Origin of the sequence: Richelia sinica FACHB-800 (assembly GCF_014698825.1) — a bacterium.
Taxonomy (GTDB): Bacteria; Cyanobacteriota; Cyanobacteriia; order Cyanobacteriales; family Nostocaceae; genus FACHB-800.
The window spans coordinates 1-20,369 of the sequence record NZ_JACJTT010000059.1 but is presented as its reverse complement, the minus strand read 5'-3'; the positions used below and the strand labels follow the sequence as shown (position 1 = coordinate 20,369).

The following is a 20,369-nucleotide window of genomic DNA, read 5'->3' as shown; positions in this document are numbered from 1 at the left end:
TAAGTTGTTTTAACTGTTCATAATGCAGTCCTAATAATCTTTGAGATTCTTCAGGATTGTTATGAATATACTCGACTATGTTGCTCATAATACCAGGGTAGATACGCTATTTTATCTGGTTATATCATAATTTCATTCTTTTTCGGAGATGTCTATCAGAATGGTGCTGCATCCTGACCAATATGTAGTGTTGAGTTCTGATTCGACAGAAGTGGTGGAAACAAGTATTAAAATCTTAGCAAGACATGCTCGGACTTTAGATTTACTAGGTTTACCACAGTCTGCTTGGGCTTTGATGAATATTCATGGTGGTAAATCCCAACGCGCTGAAAAGTTGGTGCAGGTAATTTCTGAACTGCCACCAGGAATTAAAAACCGTCTAACTTTAGAAAATGATGAATATGCGTATAATGCCGCAGCAATATTAGATGTATGCCAACAGGCAAAAATTCCTATGGTGTTTGATGCCCATCATCATATTTGTTATGAACATTTAGACAGTTATGATGATCCCACTGTGGCAGAAATGTTGTTAGCTGCGCGAGAAACTTGGCCAAATCCTGATTGGCAATTGGTACATATTTCTAATGGGGAAACGGCTTTTAATGACAGAAAGCATAGTGATTTGATTACAGCCATGCCTAGTGCTTACCATCAAGTCCCTTGGATAGAGGTAGAGGCAAAACATAAGGAAAAAGCAATTTTTGATTTGCATGATTGGTGGATGATCAAGAATAATTAATAGGACATAAACTCTTTCTGCCTCTCAGCGCAAAATAATATATTTAAGATATGGCGATCGCTATTGATTTCGGTACTAGCAACACAGTGATTACTCGCTGGAACCCTGTCACCCAGCAGCCAGAAACTCTCAGCATTCCCAGTTTATCAATGCAACATGGCCTAAATCCGCCGTTAATTCCCAGTTTGCTGTATGTGAAAGATGCAAATGCGGGTAAATTTGCGGTGGGTCAACAAGTACGCGATCGCGGTTTGGATCTGAAGGGAGATGCGAGATTTTTTCGCAGTTTTAAGCGGGGAATAGGTGCGAATATTCAAGGCTTTTTACCTGAATTAGATGGTCAAGTCGTCTCCTTTGAACAAGTGGGACAATGGTTTCTCTCTCAAGTAATTGAGGAATTAGCACCAATGCAAGGTGGCTTAGATTCCTTAGTCTTAACCGTCCCTGTAGACAGCTTTGAGGCTTATCGCTACTGGTTAGGGAAAGTTTGTCAGGCACTTCCTGTGGAACAGGTGCGGATGATTGATGAACCTACCGCAGCAGCTTTGGGTTATGGGTTGACAGAACAAGAAAACCTGTTGGTAATTGACTTTGGTGGGGGAACATTAGATTTATCTCTAGTACGTTTAGACAAAACCGCAGCAGCGAATAATCAACCTGTGGGATTTCTCCTCAAGTGGGGAAACAAATCTCTTGCACAAGAATCCAAGCAAAAGGTAAAAACAGCCCGTGTGTTAGCGAAAGCGGGTCAAAATTTGGGTGGGACAGATATTGATAATTGGATTGTTGATTATTTTGTGAAAACTCAAGGACTACCAGTTAGTTCCTTAACTACCAGACTAGCGGAAAAGTTGAAAATCCAGTTATCTACCCATCCCCAAGCTAGTGAAGTTTATTTTCACGATGAAACCTTTGAAAGCTATGAACTGGATCTTAACCGTGGCAGTTTAGAACAGATCCTCAAGGAAAACGGCTTTTTTGATAGGTTGCACGAATCAATGATGCTGCTGTTGCAACAAGCTAAACGTCAGGGGATAGAACTGGATGACATTCATGCTGTTCTCTTAGTGGGGGGAACAGTGCAATTACCTGCGGTACAGACATGGATTCAGCAATATTTTGAACCAGAAAAAATCCGTCAAGAACGTCCCTTTGAAGCGATCGCCCAAGGTGCATTACAAATCACCCAAGGTATAGAAATCAAAGACTATCTCTATCATAGCTATGGTGTGCGTTACTGGGATCGACGCAAACAGGCCCATAGTTGGCATCCCATTATTAAAGCCGGACAGCCCTATCCCATGTCCAAACCTGTAGAGTTAGTTTTGGGTGCTTCAGTGGAAAATCAGCCCAGTATTGAGTTAATTATGGGGGAATTGGGGGCAGAAACTGGAGGTACAGAAGTGTACTTTGATGGCGATCGCTTGATTACCCGTCAAGTTGATAATAACACCACCACCGTTAAACCTCTCAATGACAGCGAAGGGGCCAGAACCATTGCCCAATTGCGACCACCAGGATATCCAGGCAGCGATCGCATCAAAATCCAATTTCAAGTTGACGAACAACGTTTTTTACGCATCAGTGTTGAAGATTTACTCACTAATGACACCCTATTAGAAGATAAACTTGTGGCCCAGTTGCGGTAATTCTTGAGAGGAGATGGAGAGAAGTGATTCACATTGCTTCTCTTTATCTACTAATACAACTGGGAGGAATAAAATTTGATGTTTGCAAAGTTGTAGTTGGTACTTCCGCCGTTAAAATCACCTTACCATCAGCTGTGACTATCCAACCTTGTGCTTGTTGAATTAACCTTTGGCTATTTTGTCGAGAACTAACTTCAGTGCTTGATTGCTGACTGACAACCACAGGAACTGTATTTTCATTTTCCCCAGGATTTACCCATTCAACTAACCCTGGTGCATTAGCAATTACATCCTGAGAAGCAGCAGGTAAACCACCCTTACCTGTAATCACAAAAGAACTTTCCCTAATCACAGCCACATCACAAATATTCTTAGCTACCAAAGATTCTGCATCAACTAAAACAGCAGGTAATTCCACTATCCCCGCAGTAGGGTCTACCCCTGGTGTCTTGATTTGCACATTACCATTTACACCTAGTTCCGAAGAAGCAGTAATATCACTTTTGCCTGTTTGTTGAGGACGAAATTCTAAACCAAATATTTCATTAGTTGTGATATTAATATTGCCACCCTTGCCTTGAAAAGCATTAGCAGTAATATCACTATTTTCCTGGGGAAAAGCAACTAATAAAGGTGCATTAATATTAATATTTCCCCCATCTCCTCCTGCTTTGTCTGTACCAGCACTGGCAGTAATTCGGCTGTGATTTCGCATTAATAATACATCTTGAATATTTAGATGAATATTGCCACCTTGATTAGCAGCAGTTTCTGCATTAATCAAGCCATTATTTAAGGAGAGATTACTTGCTTGCACAGAGATATTACCACCTTTCCCACTGCCTCGACTATTTACTCCTATTCCTGCACCGTTTTTAATCATCAAGTTTTCTGCTGTAATGTTAATACTACCACTATCACCAATTGAACCTATTTCTGTGTTGGCAAATAATCCGCTATTTTTTCCTGTAAGTATCACATCATCGCGGATATTCAAGTGAATATTCCCAGCTTTTCCACTGCTGCTGGTGCTGCCGATAATTTTACTATTGTGATTGAAGATGAGATTACCAGCACTGGTGATAGTTACATTCCCTGCGGGGTCGCTGCCTTTGGTATCACTTTCTATGCGACTCTGATTGAGGGTCAGGTTTCCTAGGCTGGTAATATTCACATTCCCTGATTGCCCCACTTCACCAACATTCAACTCTTCTACCTTTCCTGTACGAGTATTCCTAAAGTTTACTTTTTTACTGGTTATAAGATTAGTATTTTCTATCAATAGATTACCTAAACCTTTAACATCCACATCTCCAGATTTGGAATTAGAAGACCAAGTTAATATGTTTAAATTAGTAATTTGATTTTTAGCTACTAAAGTAACATTTCCTCCCTGTCCTGAAACTCCGCTTTTAGAAACAGAAAACGAAGAAAACACGGGAACAATTTGCTTATTTTCTCTCCCTTGAATATCACCATTCTTAGCTGTGAGTGTAATCTTGCCAGCATTTCCTGCTGTACCCGTTGAAAATGAGTAGGTGGATAGTTCTTCTGTAGAGATATCACCACCTGCTGTTAAAGATATGTTGCCACCATTTTTTGCCACACCAGGTGCAGAGTCTGGAATTGACACTGAAGATGAACTCAAGGAGTGAGTCCATATATTACCTCCTGCACTTAAAGATATGTCACCTCCGTTTCCTGATATGCCAGTCTTAGACTCAGAATATGACTCAGACTTCAAGATTTGTGTAAATATATTACCCCCCGCTGTTAAGGATATATTTCCCCCATCTCCAGCTGTGTCAGCAATTTCAAATGAACGAGAAGAAGCATTGATATCTTTTGTAAAGATATTTCCTCCGGCAATGAGGGATACTGTACCTCCGTTTTTCACTGTTCCAGAAAAAGCAAATGCAGGTGAAGTGATTGATTCTGTATAAATATTACCCACTGCGTTGAGGAGAATTTTTCCCCCAATATTGCCAGTATTAATATTGCCAACATTAATATTTCCATTCAGCGCATTTAAAGTAATTAATCCACTAGTATAAGTAGTTGGTCTACTAAAAATTAGTTTTGTTCCATCGGCTTTACCCCAAGGAGCAATTTCACCTGCTTTGTATACAGTGCCGCTATCTTCTCCAGGATAATGATCTTTTACTTTTAATTTCCATGTACCTTTAGGATTGTAACCATTAAAAACTGCTAAACCACCTAATCCTGTCGGTTTAAATGTCCCCCTAAAAGGGGGTCGAGTATTGACACTATCAATACGAATCCCTGCACTTTCATCCAATAAAGTATCCTGGAAGTTATTTTGCTCCCTTCCCACTTCCTTAAATAATTCCAATTCTGTGTTTAATGGTGATGGGGAAATCAGAGAAACTTCTAAGTCTTCATTATAAGTATGTGCTGCTGAAAACTGTACAGATAAATTTTCTATTGGCATTTCTTCTGTTACTGTGAAGGTAAAAATTGCAGTGTCCTCATTTTCATTAGGAGGAATAGCACCTCCAGCATCTATATCTACTTCTGCAATAACTTCTCCCTTTTTTACTAAGAAAGTATCAAGATTGCCTAAAATTAAGTTTGCACCTGAAATACTAATATTTCTACCATTTGTTTTGATAGTATCTGACCTATTCATTTGAAAATTACCGATGCCATTACTATCAGCATCAGCCGTAAATGTGATTTGACCATGACCATCAGCTAAATTTAAGGTTTGATTTTTTAAAGAATTAATATTAATATTATTTGCGGCTTGAAATATGAGATTTGTATTTCCCGATAAACCTTCCAAGGTCGATTGATTAATTGTTGTTGTGTTATCCTCGCCAATAGTTAGATTTTTAGTTGTTAGTATTAACGTTTCTGTATTTATATTGCCCCTGGTGATCAATCGCTTTGTTCCTATTAACTGGATTACTCCACCTGGTGCATTTAATGTTCCTTTATTAGTAACATTGGCGCTCAATAAGGTGATATTACTTCCATCACCAACGGTCAAATTACCATGATTTGTAATAGCTGACCGATGATTTTTTAAACTATTAATAAATAAGGCATTTGGTTTGATGATTAATAAATTATTTGTTGCTAATTCTGTTGCACTAAATATACCATGATCACCTAATTTTATCCTATCCGCAGTTGTAGCAGTAAAAGAACCACGAACATCTACAATTGCACCCTTACCAAAAAATATCCCGTTGGGATTCATGAGAAATAAATTGGCTATTCCATCTACACCTAATTTCCCTAAGATTTGCGAGGGATTACTACCAGTGACACGAGTTAATATATTTTCAATCCCTACAGGGTTCGCAAAATAAACACTTGTGCCTGGACTAATATTAAATTCTTGAAAACTGTGAAATAGATTAGCACCTTTAGTTGTACCACCGTGAATCACTTCCTTAAGTGGTTCTATAGTTTTAACGGCTGAGTTTAGCGTCCCATCTGGTTTGAGTTGAGCAAGAACACTTTGATTGGCATTGGTTATTACTTCTAGTAATAAAAAAGTGATTCCCAAGGGAAAGGCTAACCACTGTTTTTTATTGTTCATGGAATATGTTTATATTCTGGTGCATCAAGTGAGTGATTTACATTTAATAATGATTTGTCCATAAGATGCAATTATCCGAAAGAAATAAAACAATTTCCTCAAATTGATTTTCTGTTTTTATACGTAATTCTCCACTTTTAAGTAATGCAATAATACATTCATTTATAATCATATAAAAATATGAATATTTTTTATGTAATCCTCATAGACAAAAAATAGCTGGTTATGTTTCAATAGAGTCTAGTTGATATTTGTTTAAGGTTTAATCCTGCTTCACTCAATTTCAAGATTCTTCTAACAATCAACAAAAAATCTCAAAATGGAAACACTTTGAGAAGCTATCATCGTTGATTTTTACTTGATTTAATCTTTCGTAAGAAACATATTGTGAGTAATCAGGAAACAAATTCCATGAATCATAAATTGATTGCATTTACTACTCTCACAACAGCAATCACTTTTGCTGGCATTGTACATCAACCAGATGTACTATCCATAGCACAAGCAACTCCAGTAAACCAAACATTTGCTCGAAGAAATAGATCAGTTGCTATTCCTATTGGCAGAAGTCAAAATGAGGGTAGAAGTCTTAGCATAAGTTCTAAATCTTCAGTCTTTTTTCAATGTGCAGATGATGGTGGTGATTATGGAGCATACGATGTCATACATAATAAAAAAGTTATAGACACAGTATCTCTAAACCGAGGAAGCAGAGGTAAATCCTGGAAGTTTCCTAGAGGCAGACACAAAATTTATGTTAATCTCAGCTATAGCGACAAAGTAATAGATCATTTGACAATTATTTCACAATAAATATCCATAAATATCCATTAGACATCTGGGGAAATAAAATATGCGTTTCCCATAACCCTTGTAGAGACGTTACATGTAACGTCTCTATAGTCTATACCAACATATGTCTATTGAGGATATAGTCCAAAACTAAGGTCGAGAAATATCGCCATACATAATGTAATTTATTGCTTCTATCTACAAGTCCCTTATGGTATTGACTTAGTGTAGCGCCTGTTGAATAAACCTAACAAAAATGCTATCTATGGGATACCCTATGGTCTAGTTTTGGCGAGTATCCTGTATAGATAGCCACTCTCTTGCACCACTGTATTTGTATCATGATTTTTGTGGGTATGAGAGCCAGTTTGGCAGTTGTTCAGTTTTTTTCAATATCAAGGGTGAAAGACTTTGTTAGCAGCGTTACTTTATGGTCAGGAAGATTTACGTTTAGAAGAAGTGGCTGACCCAACTCCAGGAATCGGAGAAGTGGTGATTCAAGTGGAGGTGGCTACTACTTGCGGTACAGATTTAAAGGTGTGGCGGCGTGGTGGTCATGCGAAGATGTTGAAACCACCAACCCTATTTGGTCATGAAGCTGCGGGAAGAGTTGTGGCTTTAGGTGCGGGTGTGAGTAATTGGCGAGTGGGCGATCGCATTGTGGCAAATAATTCCGCACCCTGTATGGATTGTTTCTTTTGCCATCGGCAAGAATATTCCCTTTGTCCCAACTTAACTTGGAATAATGGCACTTTTGCTGAATATCTGAAAATTCCTGCACCGATAGTACAGCATAATATGTTGCCAATTCCCGATGAATTGCCCAGTGCTTTGGCTGCAATGACCGAACCTTTAGCTTGTGTCTTGCATGGAATTGCCCGTTCCCAGGTCAACCCCCAAGACAGGGTGGTGGTTTTGGGTGATGGGGCGATCGGTTTGATGTTTGTGGCAGTGTTAGCTGCCCAAGGAGATAAAGAGGTATTTTTGTGGGGAGGAAGTGACCAAAGGCTAGAAATTGGGCAAAAATTTGGTGCAACCCAGACTTTTAATTATCATCGGATGACGGATATTCCTGGGGTAGTGAAAGAATTAACTGCTGGTATGGGTGCAGATGTGGTGATAGAAGCAACTGGTGTGCCTTCTGTTTGGGAAACAGCGATCGCTTGTGCCCGTCCTGGTGCAACTGTGAATTTATTTGGTGGTTGTCCACGGGATACAACTATTACTGTGAATACAGAACAGCTACATTACAGTGAATTAACTCTCAAAGGTGTATTTCACAACACACCAGAATATGTGCGGGCGGCCTTGTCTCTAATTGCCAGTCGGACAATTCCCTTTGAGTTGCTAATTACCCAGCAGCGACCACTCCAGGATTTAGAACAGGTATTTGCAGACATGAAAGCACGTCAAGTCATCAAAGTAGCGATGATATAGCAGGTGACAGGTGACAGGTGACAGAGAGAAGAAGACAGAAGTTGCAGAAGTTGCAGGAGTTACAGAATAATTAATGCTATTGCTGCTGAATTATTGCATTTTTAAACTCCTGTTCGCGCAGCGTGCCGTAGGCATACTCCTGGCTTCTGAACTTCTGTAACTTCTGAACTTCTGTAACTTCTGAACTTCTGAACTTCTGTAACTCCTGTAACTTCCAAACTCCTAAATTAAATCCGCACGAGGTTTAAAAGTTTCAATTTCCCGCAACTTTTCATACAGTTGTCGTTCTTCATCTGTGAGAGTTTTGGGTGTGACAATTTGAATTTCTACTAATTGATCACCACGTTTCCCACCTTCTGCGGGGTAGCCTTTATTAGCAAGGCGAAATCTTTGTCCAGACCTGACACCAGGAGGAATTGTCATTTTTACTGGCCCGTCAAGGGTGGGGGCTTCTACCTGTCCACCAAGGGTGGCTTCGCTGGGTGTAACGGGAACTTGACAGAAGATGTTAGAACCTTCTAATTTAAATAACGGATGCGGTTCAACGGTAATTTTTAAGTATAAATCACCACCACCAATGCCTTGATTGCGTAGGCGAATGGTTTGCCCAGAAAACATAGCAGGGGGCATTGTTACTTCTAGCGATCGCCCATCTTCTAAGCGTATTCTTTCGTTACCACCTTGATAAGCTTTTTCTAAAGGTAAGCTTAATCTAGCTTCAATATCCCGACGAGTAGGGCGGGGTGGATTATTAACTGTATAAGCAACTTTAGTGCGGGGACTGCGAAATGGGTCACTGTTAGTGCTACCTGTATTGCTGCGGTTAGGTTGACCACTATTGACACCAATCACTTGATTAATAAAACTCTCAAAGTCAGGAAACTCGCTAGGGTCTACATCTGGAGTGCTGCGACCATTGGTGCGAGTTTCACCCCAAGTTTTTGATTTGGGGGTTTGCTTACCACCTGTAAAACCTTTTTGTTTCCAATAGCGGCTAAATTGGTCGTACTGCGATCGCTTGGTGGGATCAGAGAGAATTTCGTAAGCTTCGCTAATGGTCTTAAATTTTTCTTCTGCTTCTTTATTGCCAGGATTTAAGTCAGGGTGATACTGTCTAGCTAACCGCCGATAAACCTTTTTAATTTCTTCACTAGAAGTGTCTTTAGAGACTCCTAAAATTTCGTAGTAATCGCGAAAATTCTGCAAATTTTGCATAGTCGGTTATTTAAATTTTTTAGATATAAATGTTTAGAGATGAGGAGGAGTATGGCTGGAACCATACTGTGCTATCAGAAGTGCCTCACAAACCGTATGAGTGTATTAGTTCTACAACAACAGGGTTTGCAGTTACTAAATGAACGTCACAAAGCAGGAATTATTCTGCAACTTCTGTAACTCCTGCAACTTCTGTAACTCCTTCTTAATTACAACCAATCATCGTCATCGTCCCAGTTATCCTGATAGCTGGGTCGGTTTTTGCGGCTGGGACGGCTATCGTAGGGGGAAGAACGACTATCTCTGCCATAGTCGCGATTATAGTCGCGATCGCGTCCGTAGTCTCGATTATAGGAATCCCGTTCCCTATAGTTGTCTCTATAAGAGTCCTGGTCTTTGTCTTTATCTCCGGTAAATATTTCGCGAATTGCACCAAACAAGTCTTCGTCTTCGTCTTCAGCATAATACTGACGGACTTCTCGATTTAGTTCATATAAAGCATCTTGCAGGTCAGCATAGGCTTGGTCTATCCCGCGATCGTCATTAGCCTGTAAACTTTCCTTCAGTTCCCGACAGATATTATCAATGCGTTGACGACGATTACGGGCAAATTGCATTCCCATTTCTAATGCTACTTCCCGCAGTTGCCGTTCTGCTTGTAAAATCAATGCCTCAGAACGAGTACGTTTTTCGATCCGTTCTTTCCTTTCCCTGTCTACATCCGCAAATTTCTGAGCATCTTGAATCATGCGGTTAATTTCCGATTCACTCAAGGTAGAAGCACCTTGAATTGTGATACTCTGCTCCCTACCAGTGGTGCGGTCAAGGGCTGTTACCTGTAATATCCCGTTGGCATCGATATCAAAAGCTACCTGAATTTGCGGAATACCTCTAGGTGCAGGAGGGATGCCATAAAGCTTGAATCGTCCGAGGGACTTGTTATCACCGGCCATTTCCCTCTCACCTTGAACGATGTGAATTTCTACACTATTTTGGTTATTTTCTGATGTAGAAAAGATATCTGATCGTCTAACTGGGATAGTGGTGTTGCGGGGAATAAGTTTTTTCATCACACCACCAATGGTTTCTAAGCCCAAAGACAGGGGTGTAACATCTAACAACAGAATATCCTTCGTTTCTCCAGAGAGAATGCTAGCTTGAATCGCTGCACCCACTGCTACCACTTCATCAGGATTGACATTTTCACTAGGTTCAATGCCAATTAAATCGCGTACTAGCTGTTTTACCATCGGCATTCTTGTGGAACCGCCTACTAGTACCACTTCTTCAATATCTACTGGGGACAGTCCGGCATCTTTTAGTGCTCGTTTGACTGGTGTTCTAATCCGGGAGAGTAAATCTGTACACAAACCCTCAAATTGGGAACGGGTGAGGCGGGTTTCCAGGTGTTTTGGCCCATCCTCGGTGGCGGTAATGAAGGGTAAATTAATATCGGTAACACTAACCGCAGACAATTCAATCTTGGCTTTTTCCGCCGCTTCCATTAACCTTTGTAATGCCTGGCGATCGCGTCTTAAGTCTACCTGTTCTGCTTCTAGAAACTGTTCTGCCAACCAATCAACGATTTTTTTATCAAAATCATTCCCACCCAGCTGAGTATCTCCACTGGTGGACTTCACCTCAAATACACCATCACCAACTTCCAGCACCGACACATCAAAGGTACCACCACCCAAGTCAAACACCAAAATTGTTTCTGTGTCACCCCGATCTAAACCATAGGCCAAAGACGCGGCTGTTGGTTCATTGAGAATTCGCAGCACCTCTAAACCAGCAATTCTCCCAGCATCACGGGTAGCTTGACGTTGAGAATCATTAAAATAAGCAGGAACAGTAATTACAGCCCCCGTTACTGGTTCTCCCAAATAGCGGCTAGCATCGTCAGCCAATTTCTTGAGTACCATTGCCGAAATCTCTTCTGGGGCAAAATCCTTACTCAAGCGGGGACAAGCAATTTTAATATTACCAACATCATCCTTACGAATCGTATAGGGGACACGTTTAGATTCAGGATTGAGTTCTGCATACTTGCGCCCAATAAAGCGTTTTACTGCAAAAAAGGTATTTTGAGGATTCAGGACTGTTTGCCGTCTTGCCATTTGCCCAACAACCCGTTCACCCTCCTTACTAAAACCTACAACGGAGGGGGTTGTTCGCATTCCTTCTGCATTGGCAATCACCACCGGCTTGCCACCCTCCATTACGGCGACTACTGAGTTGGTTGTACCCAAGTCGATGCCGACTACCTTGCCCATGCGTTACTCTTCTCCTAAGCGTGTCTTTTACATTGATTATGATTTAGACAGAACTATCTCTAGCTTGGTGCTAAATGATGAAAACCGCCCAAAGGTATAATAATCACCGTGAATTTAATAATTAGAGAAATTTTAGCTTAAGGTGTTACTTGCCAAACTAGGATAGCATTTGAACAGATAGAACAGTGAACAGATGCAGGAGAGCAGAGAAAAATCATCTGCCCATTGCCCATTCTCAAACCCTGCTCATCAATATATTAATTACCAATCCCTAATTTGAGTTTAAAAGAAGGGTTACTATTTCATCTACAACAGATAGCACGAGAACGCGATCCCTATTTGGCAGCAGGGGGATGCTTTTTGGTCTCACAATACATTTGCCAACAATTTCCTCTCTAGGGAAGTGTGGAAATCCACACCTTTCAAGTCGGGAAACAAAGCGGTGGTAACATCATTGTAAAGTTAACTGGACAGGTAAAAAACAAAAAGCAAATTTACCTACTATTTTCATTACTGCTCATAATGATGGTGTGCATAACGCCACAGGTAACAGGTGACAGGTAACAGTTTTAAAAGCCTTTGGATGTCTAGATTTCAGTTGTAGTTAATGTCCTAATTACCTTGTATACAGGTATATAATTGAGTTATTTCCGGTCTTCTATGACCTACCGTCACTGTGTTCACCTTTGTCACTGTCAACAATCTCTTCACTACCTCCCTAGCAAGGGAGAAAAGCCCATTCAACTGCTCCAAAACCCCAATGTATCAGTCCTTTACCCCGAGCGATCGCAGATTTTGGCATTAGAAACCTCTAATATACGTCACTGTAGGTATTCAAATGTCACATCATCGAGTAGATATGCAAATTCATACACCAGACTGGGTTAAACACGCGGTTTTCTACCAAATTTTTCCTGACAGGTTTGCCAGAAGTAAACAGCCACACCAAGGTTTATTACATCAAGCAACTTGGGAAGATTGGGATGCGATGCCCACTCTGCAAGGTTATAAAGGAGGGGATTTATGGGGTATTTTAGAAAATTTAGACTATATTCAAAGTTTGGGCATTAACGCCATTTACTTTACTCCCATTTTTCAATCCGCTAGTAATCACCGCTATCACACCCATGATTATTATCAAGTAGATCCCATGTTGGGAGGTAATGAAGCATTTAAAGAACTGCTAGATGCAGCACATCAAAGGAATATTAAGGTTGTTTTAGATGGAGTTTTTAATCATGCAAGTCGGGGCTTTTTCTTTTTCCATGACATATTAGAAAATGGACTCCATTCACCTTGGGTAAATTGGTTCAAAATAGAAGGTTGGCCACTAGCACCCTATACAGGAGAATTACCTGCAAACTATGTAGGATGGGCAGGAAATCGAGCTTTACCTGTATTTAATCATGATAACCTAGCGGTAAAAGAGTATATTATGGAAATCGCCGAATATTGGATTAAATTCGGCATTGATGGTTGGCGTTTAGATGTACCATTTGAAATTAAAACTCCCGGTTTTTGGCAAGAATTTCGTCACCGAGTAAAAGCAATTAATCCTGATGCTTATATTGTGGGGGAAGTTTGGAGAGATTCTCGTCAATGGTTGGATGGGACACAATTTGATGGGGTGATGAATTATTTGTTTACTGGGCCGACTATTGCCTTTACCGCAGGCGATCGCGTAGTCTTAGAACAAGTCCGTAACCGTGACTATAAAACCCATCCACCCTTATTTGCAGCTGAATACGCTGCTAAAATCCAAGAACTTTTAGCAATGTATCCTTGGGAAATTCAGCTAACTCAACTTAATCTACTTGCTAGTCACGATACTGCTAGGTTAATCACCATTGCTGGTGGTGATATTGGCAGTGTCAAATTAGCAACTTTACTGTTATTAACATTTCCCGGTGCGCCTAGCATCTATTATGGTGATGAAGTGGGTTTAGCTGGTGGTTTAGACCCCGATTGTCGTAGAGGTTTTCCCTTAGAAACTGACTGGAATCAAGATATTCTCCATACACATACTCACCTTATTTCTCTGCGTCACCAATACCCAGCTTTGCGTGTAGGTGATTATCAAGTTCTTTATGCACAGGGTTCACTATATGTGTTTGCGCGAACTTGGGAAATGGAGGAATTAATTATTGCTGTGAATGTGGGGACAGCATCTGCAATTGGTGATGTCGATTGTACCAATTTACAAAATCAACCTCATCGAGTTTTATTTGGTCAGGGACAAGTTGACTGGAATGGAGAAATTTTGAGGTTAACTGTTCCAGCACGCACTGGTTGTATTTTGGCTTAAATATCGAAATGTCTGTGAAAACGATGGTCGATTTTATTGGTTTTACGTTGATTACAAGTTAAGCAGAGAGTTTGTAAATTACTAATATCGTTTTTTCCACCACGAGACAAAGGAATAATATGGTCAATACTGAGGTCAGTTTCCTGAGAAGTTTTACCGCAGCTTTGACATTGATATTTATCTCTTTGAAAAACGTAGGTTCTGACTTCTTGAGGTATGGGGATACGAGGTGTTTTATTCATGATTTAGAACGCAGAAATGCAGAGGGAAGAATACGCAGATTATGATGTGGTTTCATTAATTATACGTCTGAGGTCATCCAGTGGTGATTCTGATGGCTCATTTTCCGGTTTATCAAGTTCAAATTCTATAGAAACTTTGATTCTGAATTTTCCTTTTTGCCAACCGCTAGAGTTGATTTTGAGTATCTGACATGGTACATCTTCTCTCCAGTTAGCATGGCACCATGTTGGTCTCTTTGGGTTTTCTGATTTAACAAGATATTTTACTTCTATTCCCTTATTTTTAAGTTTTTCATTTATTAAACCAGGTAACCACTCACCAATAGCCGTAATTACTTCTTGTTTAAACCTTCCCAATCTACATAAAAAAGAATCACCCAAATCTAGAACATCATCATCATTACAATACTCTAACTCATCGCTGCATTCTATCTTCATATACCTATTACCTCTGTACTTTTTATAGTAATTTTTTATCTTTACTAGGATATGGCTTCATTTTTATTAAACGATTTAATCTATAATATGAATTTGATGATAATTTAGCAGTCAAGGATATAAACAAGATGACTGTGCTCGAAAAAACCAAAAAATATTATAAATGGTGTTGGGATGTATCCCTGGGTGGTGAATTTGATGCTTGGGGAACTAGCACCTATTTTATAGAAATTGGCATTGACTTATATCCAATTAGACAAATAGAACTGTATGAAAATGGTAATGTTTTATTCTACGATCATACCCACCTCACTGATCGTTATGGAATGCTATGTGATCAAAAGCTAGATATTTCAAATCTGAATGAGTTTGAAATTTCTCCAGAAGAATTTGAACGAGTGTGGCAAAGCAACACACCTATTAATCGCGATGATTATACTGCTTAATTAGGGTATAGCTGCTGAGACTGAAATTCACTCAGGATTAGTCCAAGCACGTTCAACTGTCCAATGGCGATCGCTTGATTGGTAAATATGTACTCCTTGTAACCCTACTTGAGTCACTAAATCAGTGACCTCTTCTACCGTCAACGCAGCACATAGAGAATCCCGAACTAATTTTTTCTGGTCTTGGTCGAAATCTTCACACATACTTGCAACCAGCAGATTGAGACTTTCCTCATTAGCAGGACGGAATAAGTCTCGAATCAAAATTGCACCATGTGGTTTCAGGACGCGCTTCAACTCTTGAAAAAACACCAATGGGTGAGGTAGGTGGTGGACTAGACTATTGGAAATCACCATATCAAATTGCTGGTCTTTGTAGGGAAGGCATTTTGCATCCACAAATTCCAATTTAATCTGCTGTTGTAAATTGTGTGTCTGTATATGTTTTCCAGCTATTTGCAGCATATTCTGTGCCAAATCAATTGCGACTATTTGCCATTTTTGACGCATTTGACAGATTAAAATAGGAATACGCGCCGTACCAGTACCAGCATCTAAAACTAAAGCTTGTTGAGGAGGCCCAAGGGTAATAGTCTGTTGAGCAAAGGCCATATTTACCTCGGAAAAATCCATTGCATCATAAGCAGTAGCTTCTTCCCAGCTATCCATGACTTCTGGTTCTAGATGCCTTAACATAGATTCTCTCCCTTCCTACTTATTAGTTAATGTATATTTATGAATCCCACATCATGAATGATAATGAGAATAAAATTTAAAGTTATGTGAATCTTCTGGGAATAATTGTAACTGATGAAGCAATGTAAACGGGAATGGGTTAATGTCTCAACATGACAAAAATCATACTACTAACAAGGAAACATTTCCTTTGCCAGAATCGCCAAGTTCTGTAGGTTCAATCCAATCTGATACTCTCAATCACGAATTTAGGTCAGAATACAGGGTAGATTCATCATCTACAAAATCCCATTATCAGCAGATGTCTAGCGCCTTACAATTGATGCAGCAAGGAATTAAACAGCAAAAAGCTGGAGAATTTCACTCTGCTATGGAGTATTTGCAAGAATCTCTGAATATTTTACAAGCAATTGACGATATTCAGAAACAAGCTCAGGTATTATTAGCTTTGGCACTTGTTTCCTACAACATAGCTGACTATGCCGGTACAATCTCCTATTCTCAACAATGCCTGTCTCTAACCCAGAATAAGCCAGATTCAATGATTAGAATGCAAGCATTCTCTCACTTGGGTAATGCTTATCGTCATTTAAATGAATATGAGCAAGCAATTAAATTTTTAGAACAAAGTTTACAAATTACCAAAAAATCCAGAGATCAACAAAGTCAAGTAGCTGCACTGAACAATCTGGGCTTAGTCTATAAGGCTATGGGAAACTTTGCTAAAGCCATCGACTATCAGCAGCAAAGCTTACAAATTTTACAAGAACTACAGGACAATTGGGGACAAGAACAGGTACTCAAAAATTTAGGTAATGCCTTTTATGCGTTGGAAGATTATCCAACAGCGATCGCTTACTATGAACAATGTGTCAAAATCGCCCTATCCTTGAAAAATCATCGTAGTGCTTGTCAGGTACTGAAAAATCTTGGTAATGCTTGCTATGCCTTAGGCAATTTTACAGAAGCGATCACTCACTATGAAGAACGTTTGCAGTTAGCCAGACTCCTGCAAGACAAACGCAGCGAAGAGCAATGTTTGAGTAGTTTAGGGATTACCTGTGAAGCCATTAGCAACTATCGTCAAGCGATCGCTTACTATGAACAAAGGCTACTTCTAGCCAGAAGCATCAAAGACCGTCGTTGTGAAGAACAATCTTTAGCTAGTTTACGAGTTGCTTGTTACGCTATTGGCGATTATGCCAAAGCTATGGAATATGAGTAGACAACATCACTCATGGAACCAATCTACTGCTAGATCATAATTCTCTACCGTTACTTGCTAGAATAAAAATCCCATTCCTAATAGTCATTAATAAAATTTCCTGAATCAATTCCTATAGGTAATCTACCAGCACCATCCTAGTTTCATGAGCAGCGAAACCCAACTTAGTCTCTTTGATAACACCAGCTTTAATCAACAAGAGTTAATTCCCAGCAACGCCAATATTTCTATTTCTACGGGGACTTACTCTACCATGACAGACTTGGCAAACCATTGTCATCAATGTCAACGCTGCGAACTAGGGAAAACCCGCACCAATGCTGTAGTAGGTCGTGGTCATCTCCAAGCCAAAATTATGGTAATTGGGGAAGCACCAGGACAGCATGAAGATGAAACGGGTTTACCATTTGTTGGTAGATCAGGACAGTTATTAGAAAAAATACTCGCATCGGTCAACTTGAGCACTGATAACGATGTGTATATTTGTAATATCAACAAATGCCGTCCTCCAGAAAATCGAGTGCCCACCCCTGATGAAATGGCAGCTTGTAAACCCTATCTACTAGAACAAATTCGTTTAGTTGACCCCAAAATCATCTTATTAACAGGTGCAACAGCCGTAAAAGGAATTACTGGTGATAAGCGAGGTATCACCAAAATTCGTGGTCAATGGATAGACTGGGAAGGACGTTTGTGTATGCCCATTTTCCATCCTTCCTACCTATTGCGAAATCCTTCTAAAGAGAAAGGTTCACCAAAATGGTTGATGTGGCAAGATATCCAGACAGTCAAAGCCAAATATGATGAAATCTGCCGTCAATCATAGGAAATTCACCGCTAACCCATCCTCATACTCAAATCCAACCATCGAGACTGAGTAATGGGCGCGCTACTGGAAATATAATCTACACCAGTTTCTGCCACAGCGCGAATTGTCTCTAAAGTGATATTTCCTGAAGCTTCTATTTTGACTCGGCGATCGCGCTGACGGATTAAATTTACCGCTTCCCGCATCATCTCCACAGACATATTATCTAGCATAATTATGTCAGCTTGATGTACCAGCGCCTCTTCCACCTGTGCCAAGTTTTCCGTCTCCACCTCAATTGTCAATGGATAGGGAATTTGCAATCGCACAAGGTTGATGGCATTACTAATACCCCCAGCTGCACTAATGTGGTTATCTTTAATCATCACCGCATCATCTAAACCCATTCGGTGATTAATTGCCCCACCCAGTGCAGTTGCATACTTTTCCAACAATCGCAAACCAGGTGTAGTCTTGCGGGTATCAACGAATTTAGCAGGTAAATCTGCAATTTGTTCCACATACTTATTTGTCAAAGTCGCAATTCCACTCAACCGCATAGCCAAATTTAGCGATACCCTTTCCCCCATCAATAGTGCATCCAATGCACCCTCAATTTCTGCTACCACCTGTCCTGGTTCACACCATCCACCTTCAGATGTCACACTCACAAACTTCACTTCTGAATTTAAAAGCTGAAACACCCTCGCTGCAATGGGTAAACCAGCAATTATCCCTGGTGCTTTAGCAATCCATTTGGCCTTTCCGGGAGTTGAATTTTGAGATACAAGAGATTGAGTAGTGCGATCGCCTCTACCAATATCCTCTAACAACCAACTTTGCAACAACTGATCCAAAACTATAAATGGTGGTAGTACAGCCACTGAATTTTTCATTTAAATTCTCGCCTCTGGAATTGACTGCAAATTCTCCTATGTCTACTCCACCCTATCAACAATTGTTTCACGTCCTGCAAGCGATCGCCAACAGTGGCAATTTCCTGATCACAGAAATTCCAGCATCAGAAATCAACAAACTCAACCATATCTTTCATCCCGTCACATTACCTGCTGGTGAATTCTTCATCAAAGCCGGAGAAGTGCCAAAAACCATAGGCTTTGTCATTTCAGGACTATTACGCCTCTATTATCTAGACAATTCTGGAACAGAGTTCACTAAATCCTTTTGTCTAGAAAATGAATTTATCGGTGCCTACAGCGCCTTACTATCAAATCAGCCTTCCCGTCTCTTCATCGAAACCCTCGAAGATACCAATTTACTAGTAGCAGATTATCAAGAGTACCAAAAATTAGCCACCGCCCATCACTGTTGGCAAATTATCAACTGCAAACTCAGTCAAAACCTATTTATTAAAAAAGAAAAACGTGAAAGTGAACTACTCCTCGACGATGCTACAACAAGATATCTCAACTTCCTCAGCGAATACCCGCAACTAAAAACCAGAGTCAAGCAATATCATATTGCCTCCTATCTTGGTATCACTCCCGTTTCCCTTAGCCGCATCCGTGCCACACTCCACCCAAATTAACCTATGTTAATGCCTTCTTGCTTGTCACCCATAAAAATAAATTGCCAGTAGTGACAAACAAAAAACATTATGCAACTTCACGGTAACACTGTCCTGATTACAGGAGGGGCTTCTGGTATCGGACTAGCACTAGCCAGAAAATTTCTCCGCACCCACAACCAAGTCATAATCGTCAGTAGAAATCAGCAAAAATTGAACAACATCAAAGCCGCACTACCCGATATCACCGCTGAACAGGCTGACATTACCCAAATCGAGACGCTTAAACACATCAGCCAAAAGTATTGCCAAATCAACATCCTGATTAATAATGCGGGCATCCAATACAACTATGATTTCACCGATCCTCAAGTCACCCCAGATTTGATTGATGAAGAATTACGCACAAACTTGATTGCACCCTTGCAACTTACCCTACTGATGATTCCCCACCTACTCGCAAAAAAATCGGCAGCTATTATCAATGTCACCTCTGGACTAGCTTTAGTACCAAAGCAAAGCGCACCCATCTACTGTAGTAGCAAAGCAGGCTTGCATATAGCCTCCAAAGCCATACGCTGGCAGTTAGAAACCACACCCATCAAAGTTTTTGAAATTATTGCCCCTCTAGTTGACACACCCATGACCCAAGGAAGGGGAAAAGGCAAGATTCAACCCGACACTTTAGTAGAGGAATTTTGGCGCTACTTCAGCCGTGATCACCAGGAAATGCTGATCGGTAAATCCAAACTGCTTGATATACTACACAGATTTTTGCCCCAACTCGCAGAAAAAATTATTCGTCCAGGCTTATAAATCTATCTGGATTCATATCCATCCCTGAATCTTATCCTACAAAACCCTTGAACCATAAGGATTTGGAAGAATTAGAAAAAAAACCAGAAAAAAGAGTTGACATAGGAAAGGAGGTTCGCTATATTAATTAAGTGCCTGAGAGCGAAGCGAAAAGAAGCGACGCTGGAAGCGCACCGAACCTTG

The 20,369-nt window shown here is 40.2% G+C and carries 16 protein-coding genes and 1 pseudogene; 10 read left to right on the top strand and 7 right to left on the bottom strand.

From position 1 onward, the window contains the following. Positions 1–148: 148 nt before the first annotated feature. Both H6G73_RS23210 and H6G73_RS23205 read left to right on the top strand, forming a co-directional pair. Positions 149–742: pseudogene (locus H6G73_RS23210) on the top strand (UV damage endonuclease UvsE); the annotation flags it as partial. A 50-nt stretch (positions 743–792) separates the two neighbouring features. Then, positions 793–2,391 (top strand): Hsp70 family protein, encoded by a 1,599-nt coding sequence (locus tag H6G73_RS23205; RefSeq protein WP_190608764.1) that lies wholly within the window; start codon positions 793–795, stop codon positions 2,389–2,391. Positions 2,392–2,434: 43 nt separating this feature from the next. Here H6G73_RS23205 and H6G73_RS23200 read toward each other — a convergent pair whose 3' ends face one another. Then, on the bottom strand, positions 2,435–5,962 hold the full coding sequence (locus tag H6G73_RS23200; protein ID WP_190608763.1) for a two-partner secretion domain-containing protein: 3,528 nt from the start codon (positions 5,960–5,962) through the stop codon (positions 2,435–2,437). Positions 5,963–6,373: 411 nt separating this feature from the next. On the opposite strand from H6G73_RS23200, the gene H6G73_RS23195 reads away from it, so the two are divergent. Together H6G73_RS23195 and H6G73_RS23190 are read left to right on the top strand one after the other, a co-directional pair. Continuing rightward, positions 6,374–6,775: a hypothetical protein gene (locus tag H6G73_RS23195; protein ID WP_190608761.1), complete on the top strand. Its 402-nt coding sequence runs from the start codon at positions 6,374–6,376 to the stop codon at positions 6,773–6,775. Positions 6,776–7,165: 390 nt separating this feature from the next. Beyond that, positions 7,166–8,191 (top strand): zinc-dependent alcohol dehydrogenase, encoded by a 1,026-nt coding sequence (locus tag H6G73_RS23190; RefSeq protein ID WP_190608758.1) that lies wholly within the window; start codon positions 7,166–7,168, stop codon positions 8,189–8,191. Positions 8,192–8,413: 222 nt separating this feature from the next. On the opposite strand, the gene H6G73_RS23185 is transcribed toward H6G73_RS23190, so the two are convergent. Together H6G73_RS23185 and dnaK are read right to left on the bottom strand one after the other, a co-directional pair. Beyond that, positions 8,414–9,406: a DnaJ C-terminal domain-containing protein gene (locus H6G73_RS23185; protein WP_190608757.1), complete on the bottom strand. Its 993-nt coding sequence runs from the start codon at positions 9,404–9,406 to the stop codon at positions 8,414–8,416. A 209-nt stretch (positions 9,407–9,615) separates the two neighbouring features. Further along, the gene (gene dnaK / locus H6G73_RS23180; protein WP_190608754.1) at positions 9,616–11,682 is read right to left on the bottom strand and encodes a molecular chaperone DnaK; all 2,067 of its coding nucleotides are present in this window, start codon (positions 11,680–11,682) and stop codon (positions 9,616–9,618) included. Positions 11,683–12,541: 859 nt separating this feature from the next. Here dnaK and H6G73_RS23175 point away from each other — a divergent pair. Then, positions 12,542–13,987, top strand: a complete 1,446-nt coding sequence (locus H6G73_RS23175) for a glycoside hydrolase family 13 protein (protein ID WP_190608766.1) — start codon at positions 12,542–12,544, stop codon at positions 13,985–13,987. Here H6G73_RS23175 and H6G73_RS23170 read toward each other — a convergent pair. Then, entirely contained in the window at positions 13,984–14,229 is a 246-nt protein-coding gene (locus tag H6G73_RS23170; protein WP_190608748.1) for an HNH endonuclease, read from the bottom strand. The two genes, H6G73_RS23175 and H6G73_RS23170, sit on opposite strands and share 4 nt — an antisense overlap. 39 nt (positions 14,230–14,268) lie before the next feature. Then, a complete protein-coding gene (locus tag H6G73_RS23165; protein WP_190608746.1) occupies positions 14,269–14,667 on the bottom strand; it encodes a KGK domain-containing protein in 399 nt (132 codons plus the stop codon). 128 nt (positions 14,668–14,795) lie between these two features. Here H6G73_RS23165 and H6G73_RS23160 point away from each other — a divergent pair, with 128 nt between their 5' ends. After that, positions 14,796–15,113 carry a hypothetical protein gene (locus H6G73_RS23160; protein WP_190608744.1) on the top strand — a complete coding sequence of 106 codons (318 nt, stop codon included), beginning with the start codon at positions 14,796–14,798 and terminating at the stop codon, positions 15,111–15,113. Positions 15,114–15,140: 27 nt separating this feature from the next. On the opposite strand, the gene H6G73_RS23155 is transcribed toward H6G73_RS23160, so the two are convergent. After that, the gene (locus H6G73_RS23155) at positions 15,141–15,809 is read right to left on the bottom strand and encodes a class I SAM-dependent methyltransferase (protein WP_190608743.1); all 669 of its coding nucleotides are present in this window, start codon (positions 15,807–15,809) and stop codon (positions 15,141–15,143) included. Positions 15,810–15,951: 142 nt separating this feature from the next. Between H6G73_RS23155 and H6G73_RS23150 the strand changes: the two genes are divergently transcribed. Both H6G73_RS23150 and H6G73_RS23145 read left to right on the top strand, forming a co-directional pair. Beyond that, positions 15,952–17,034, top strand: coding sequence for a tetratricopeptide repeat protein (locus H6G73_RS23150; RefSeq protein WP_190608741.1), 1,083 nt, complete (start codon positions 15,952–15,954; stop codon positions 17,032–17,034). A 145-nt stretch (positions 17,035–17,179) separates the two neighbouring features. Further along, positions 17,180–17,860 carry a uracil-DNA glycosylase gene (locus tag H6G73_RS23145; RefSeq protein WP_190608739.1) on the top strand — a complete coding sequence of 227 codons (681 nt, stop codon included), beginning with the start codon at positions 17,180–17,182 and terminating at the stop codon, positions 17,858–17,860. Positions 17,861–17,871: 11 nt separating this feature from the next. Here the strand turns inward: H6G73_RS23145 and nadC are convergent, their stop codons facing one another. Further along, on the bottom strand, positions 17,872–18,738 hold the full coding sequence (gene nadC, locus H6G73_RS23140) for a carboxylating nicotinate-nucleotide diphosphorylase (RefSeq protein ID WP_190608737.1): 867 nt from the start codon (positions 18,736–18,738) through the stop codon (positions 17,872–17,874). Positions 18,739–18,776: 38 nt separating this feature from the next. Between nadC and H6G73_RS23135 the strand changes: the two genes are divergently transcribed. Together H6G73_RS23135 and H6G73_RS23130 are read left to right on the top strand one after the other, a co-directional pair. Beyond that, entirely contained in the window at positions 18,777–19,391 is a 615-nt protein-coding gene (locus H6G73_RS23135) for a Crp/Fnr family transcriptional regulator (protein WP_190608735.1), read from the top strand. Positions 19,392–19,460: 69 nt separating this feature from the next. Continuing rightward, positions 19,461–20,186 carry an SDR family oxidoreductase gene (locus H6G73_RS23130; RefSeq protein WP_190608734.1) on the top strand — a complete coding sequence of 242 codons (726 nt, stop codon included), beginning with the start codon at positions 19,461–19,463 and terminating at the stop codon, positions 20,184–20,186. The last annotated feature ends 183 nt before the right edge of the window (positions 20,187–20,369 follow it).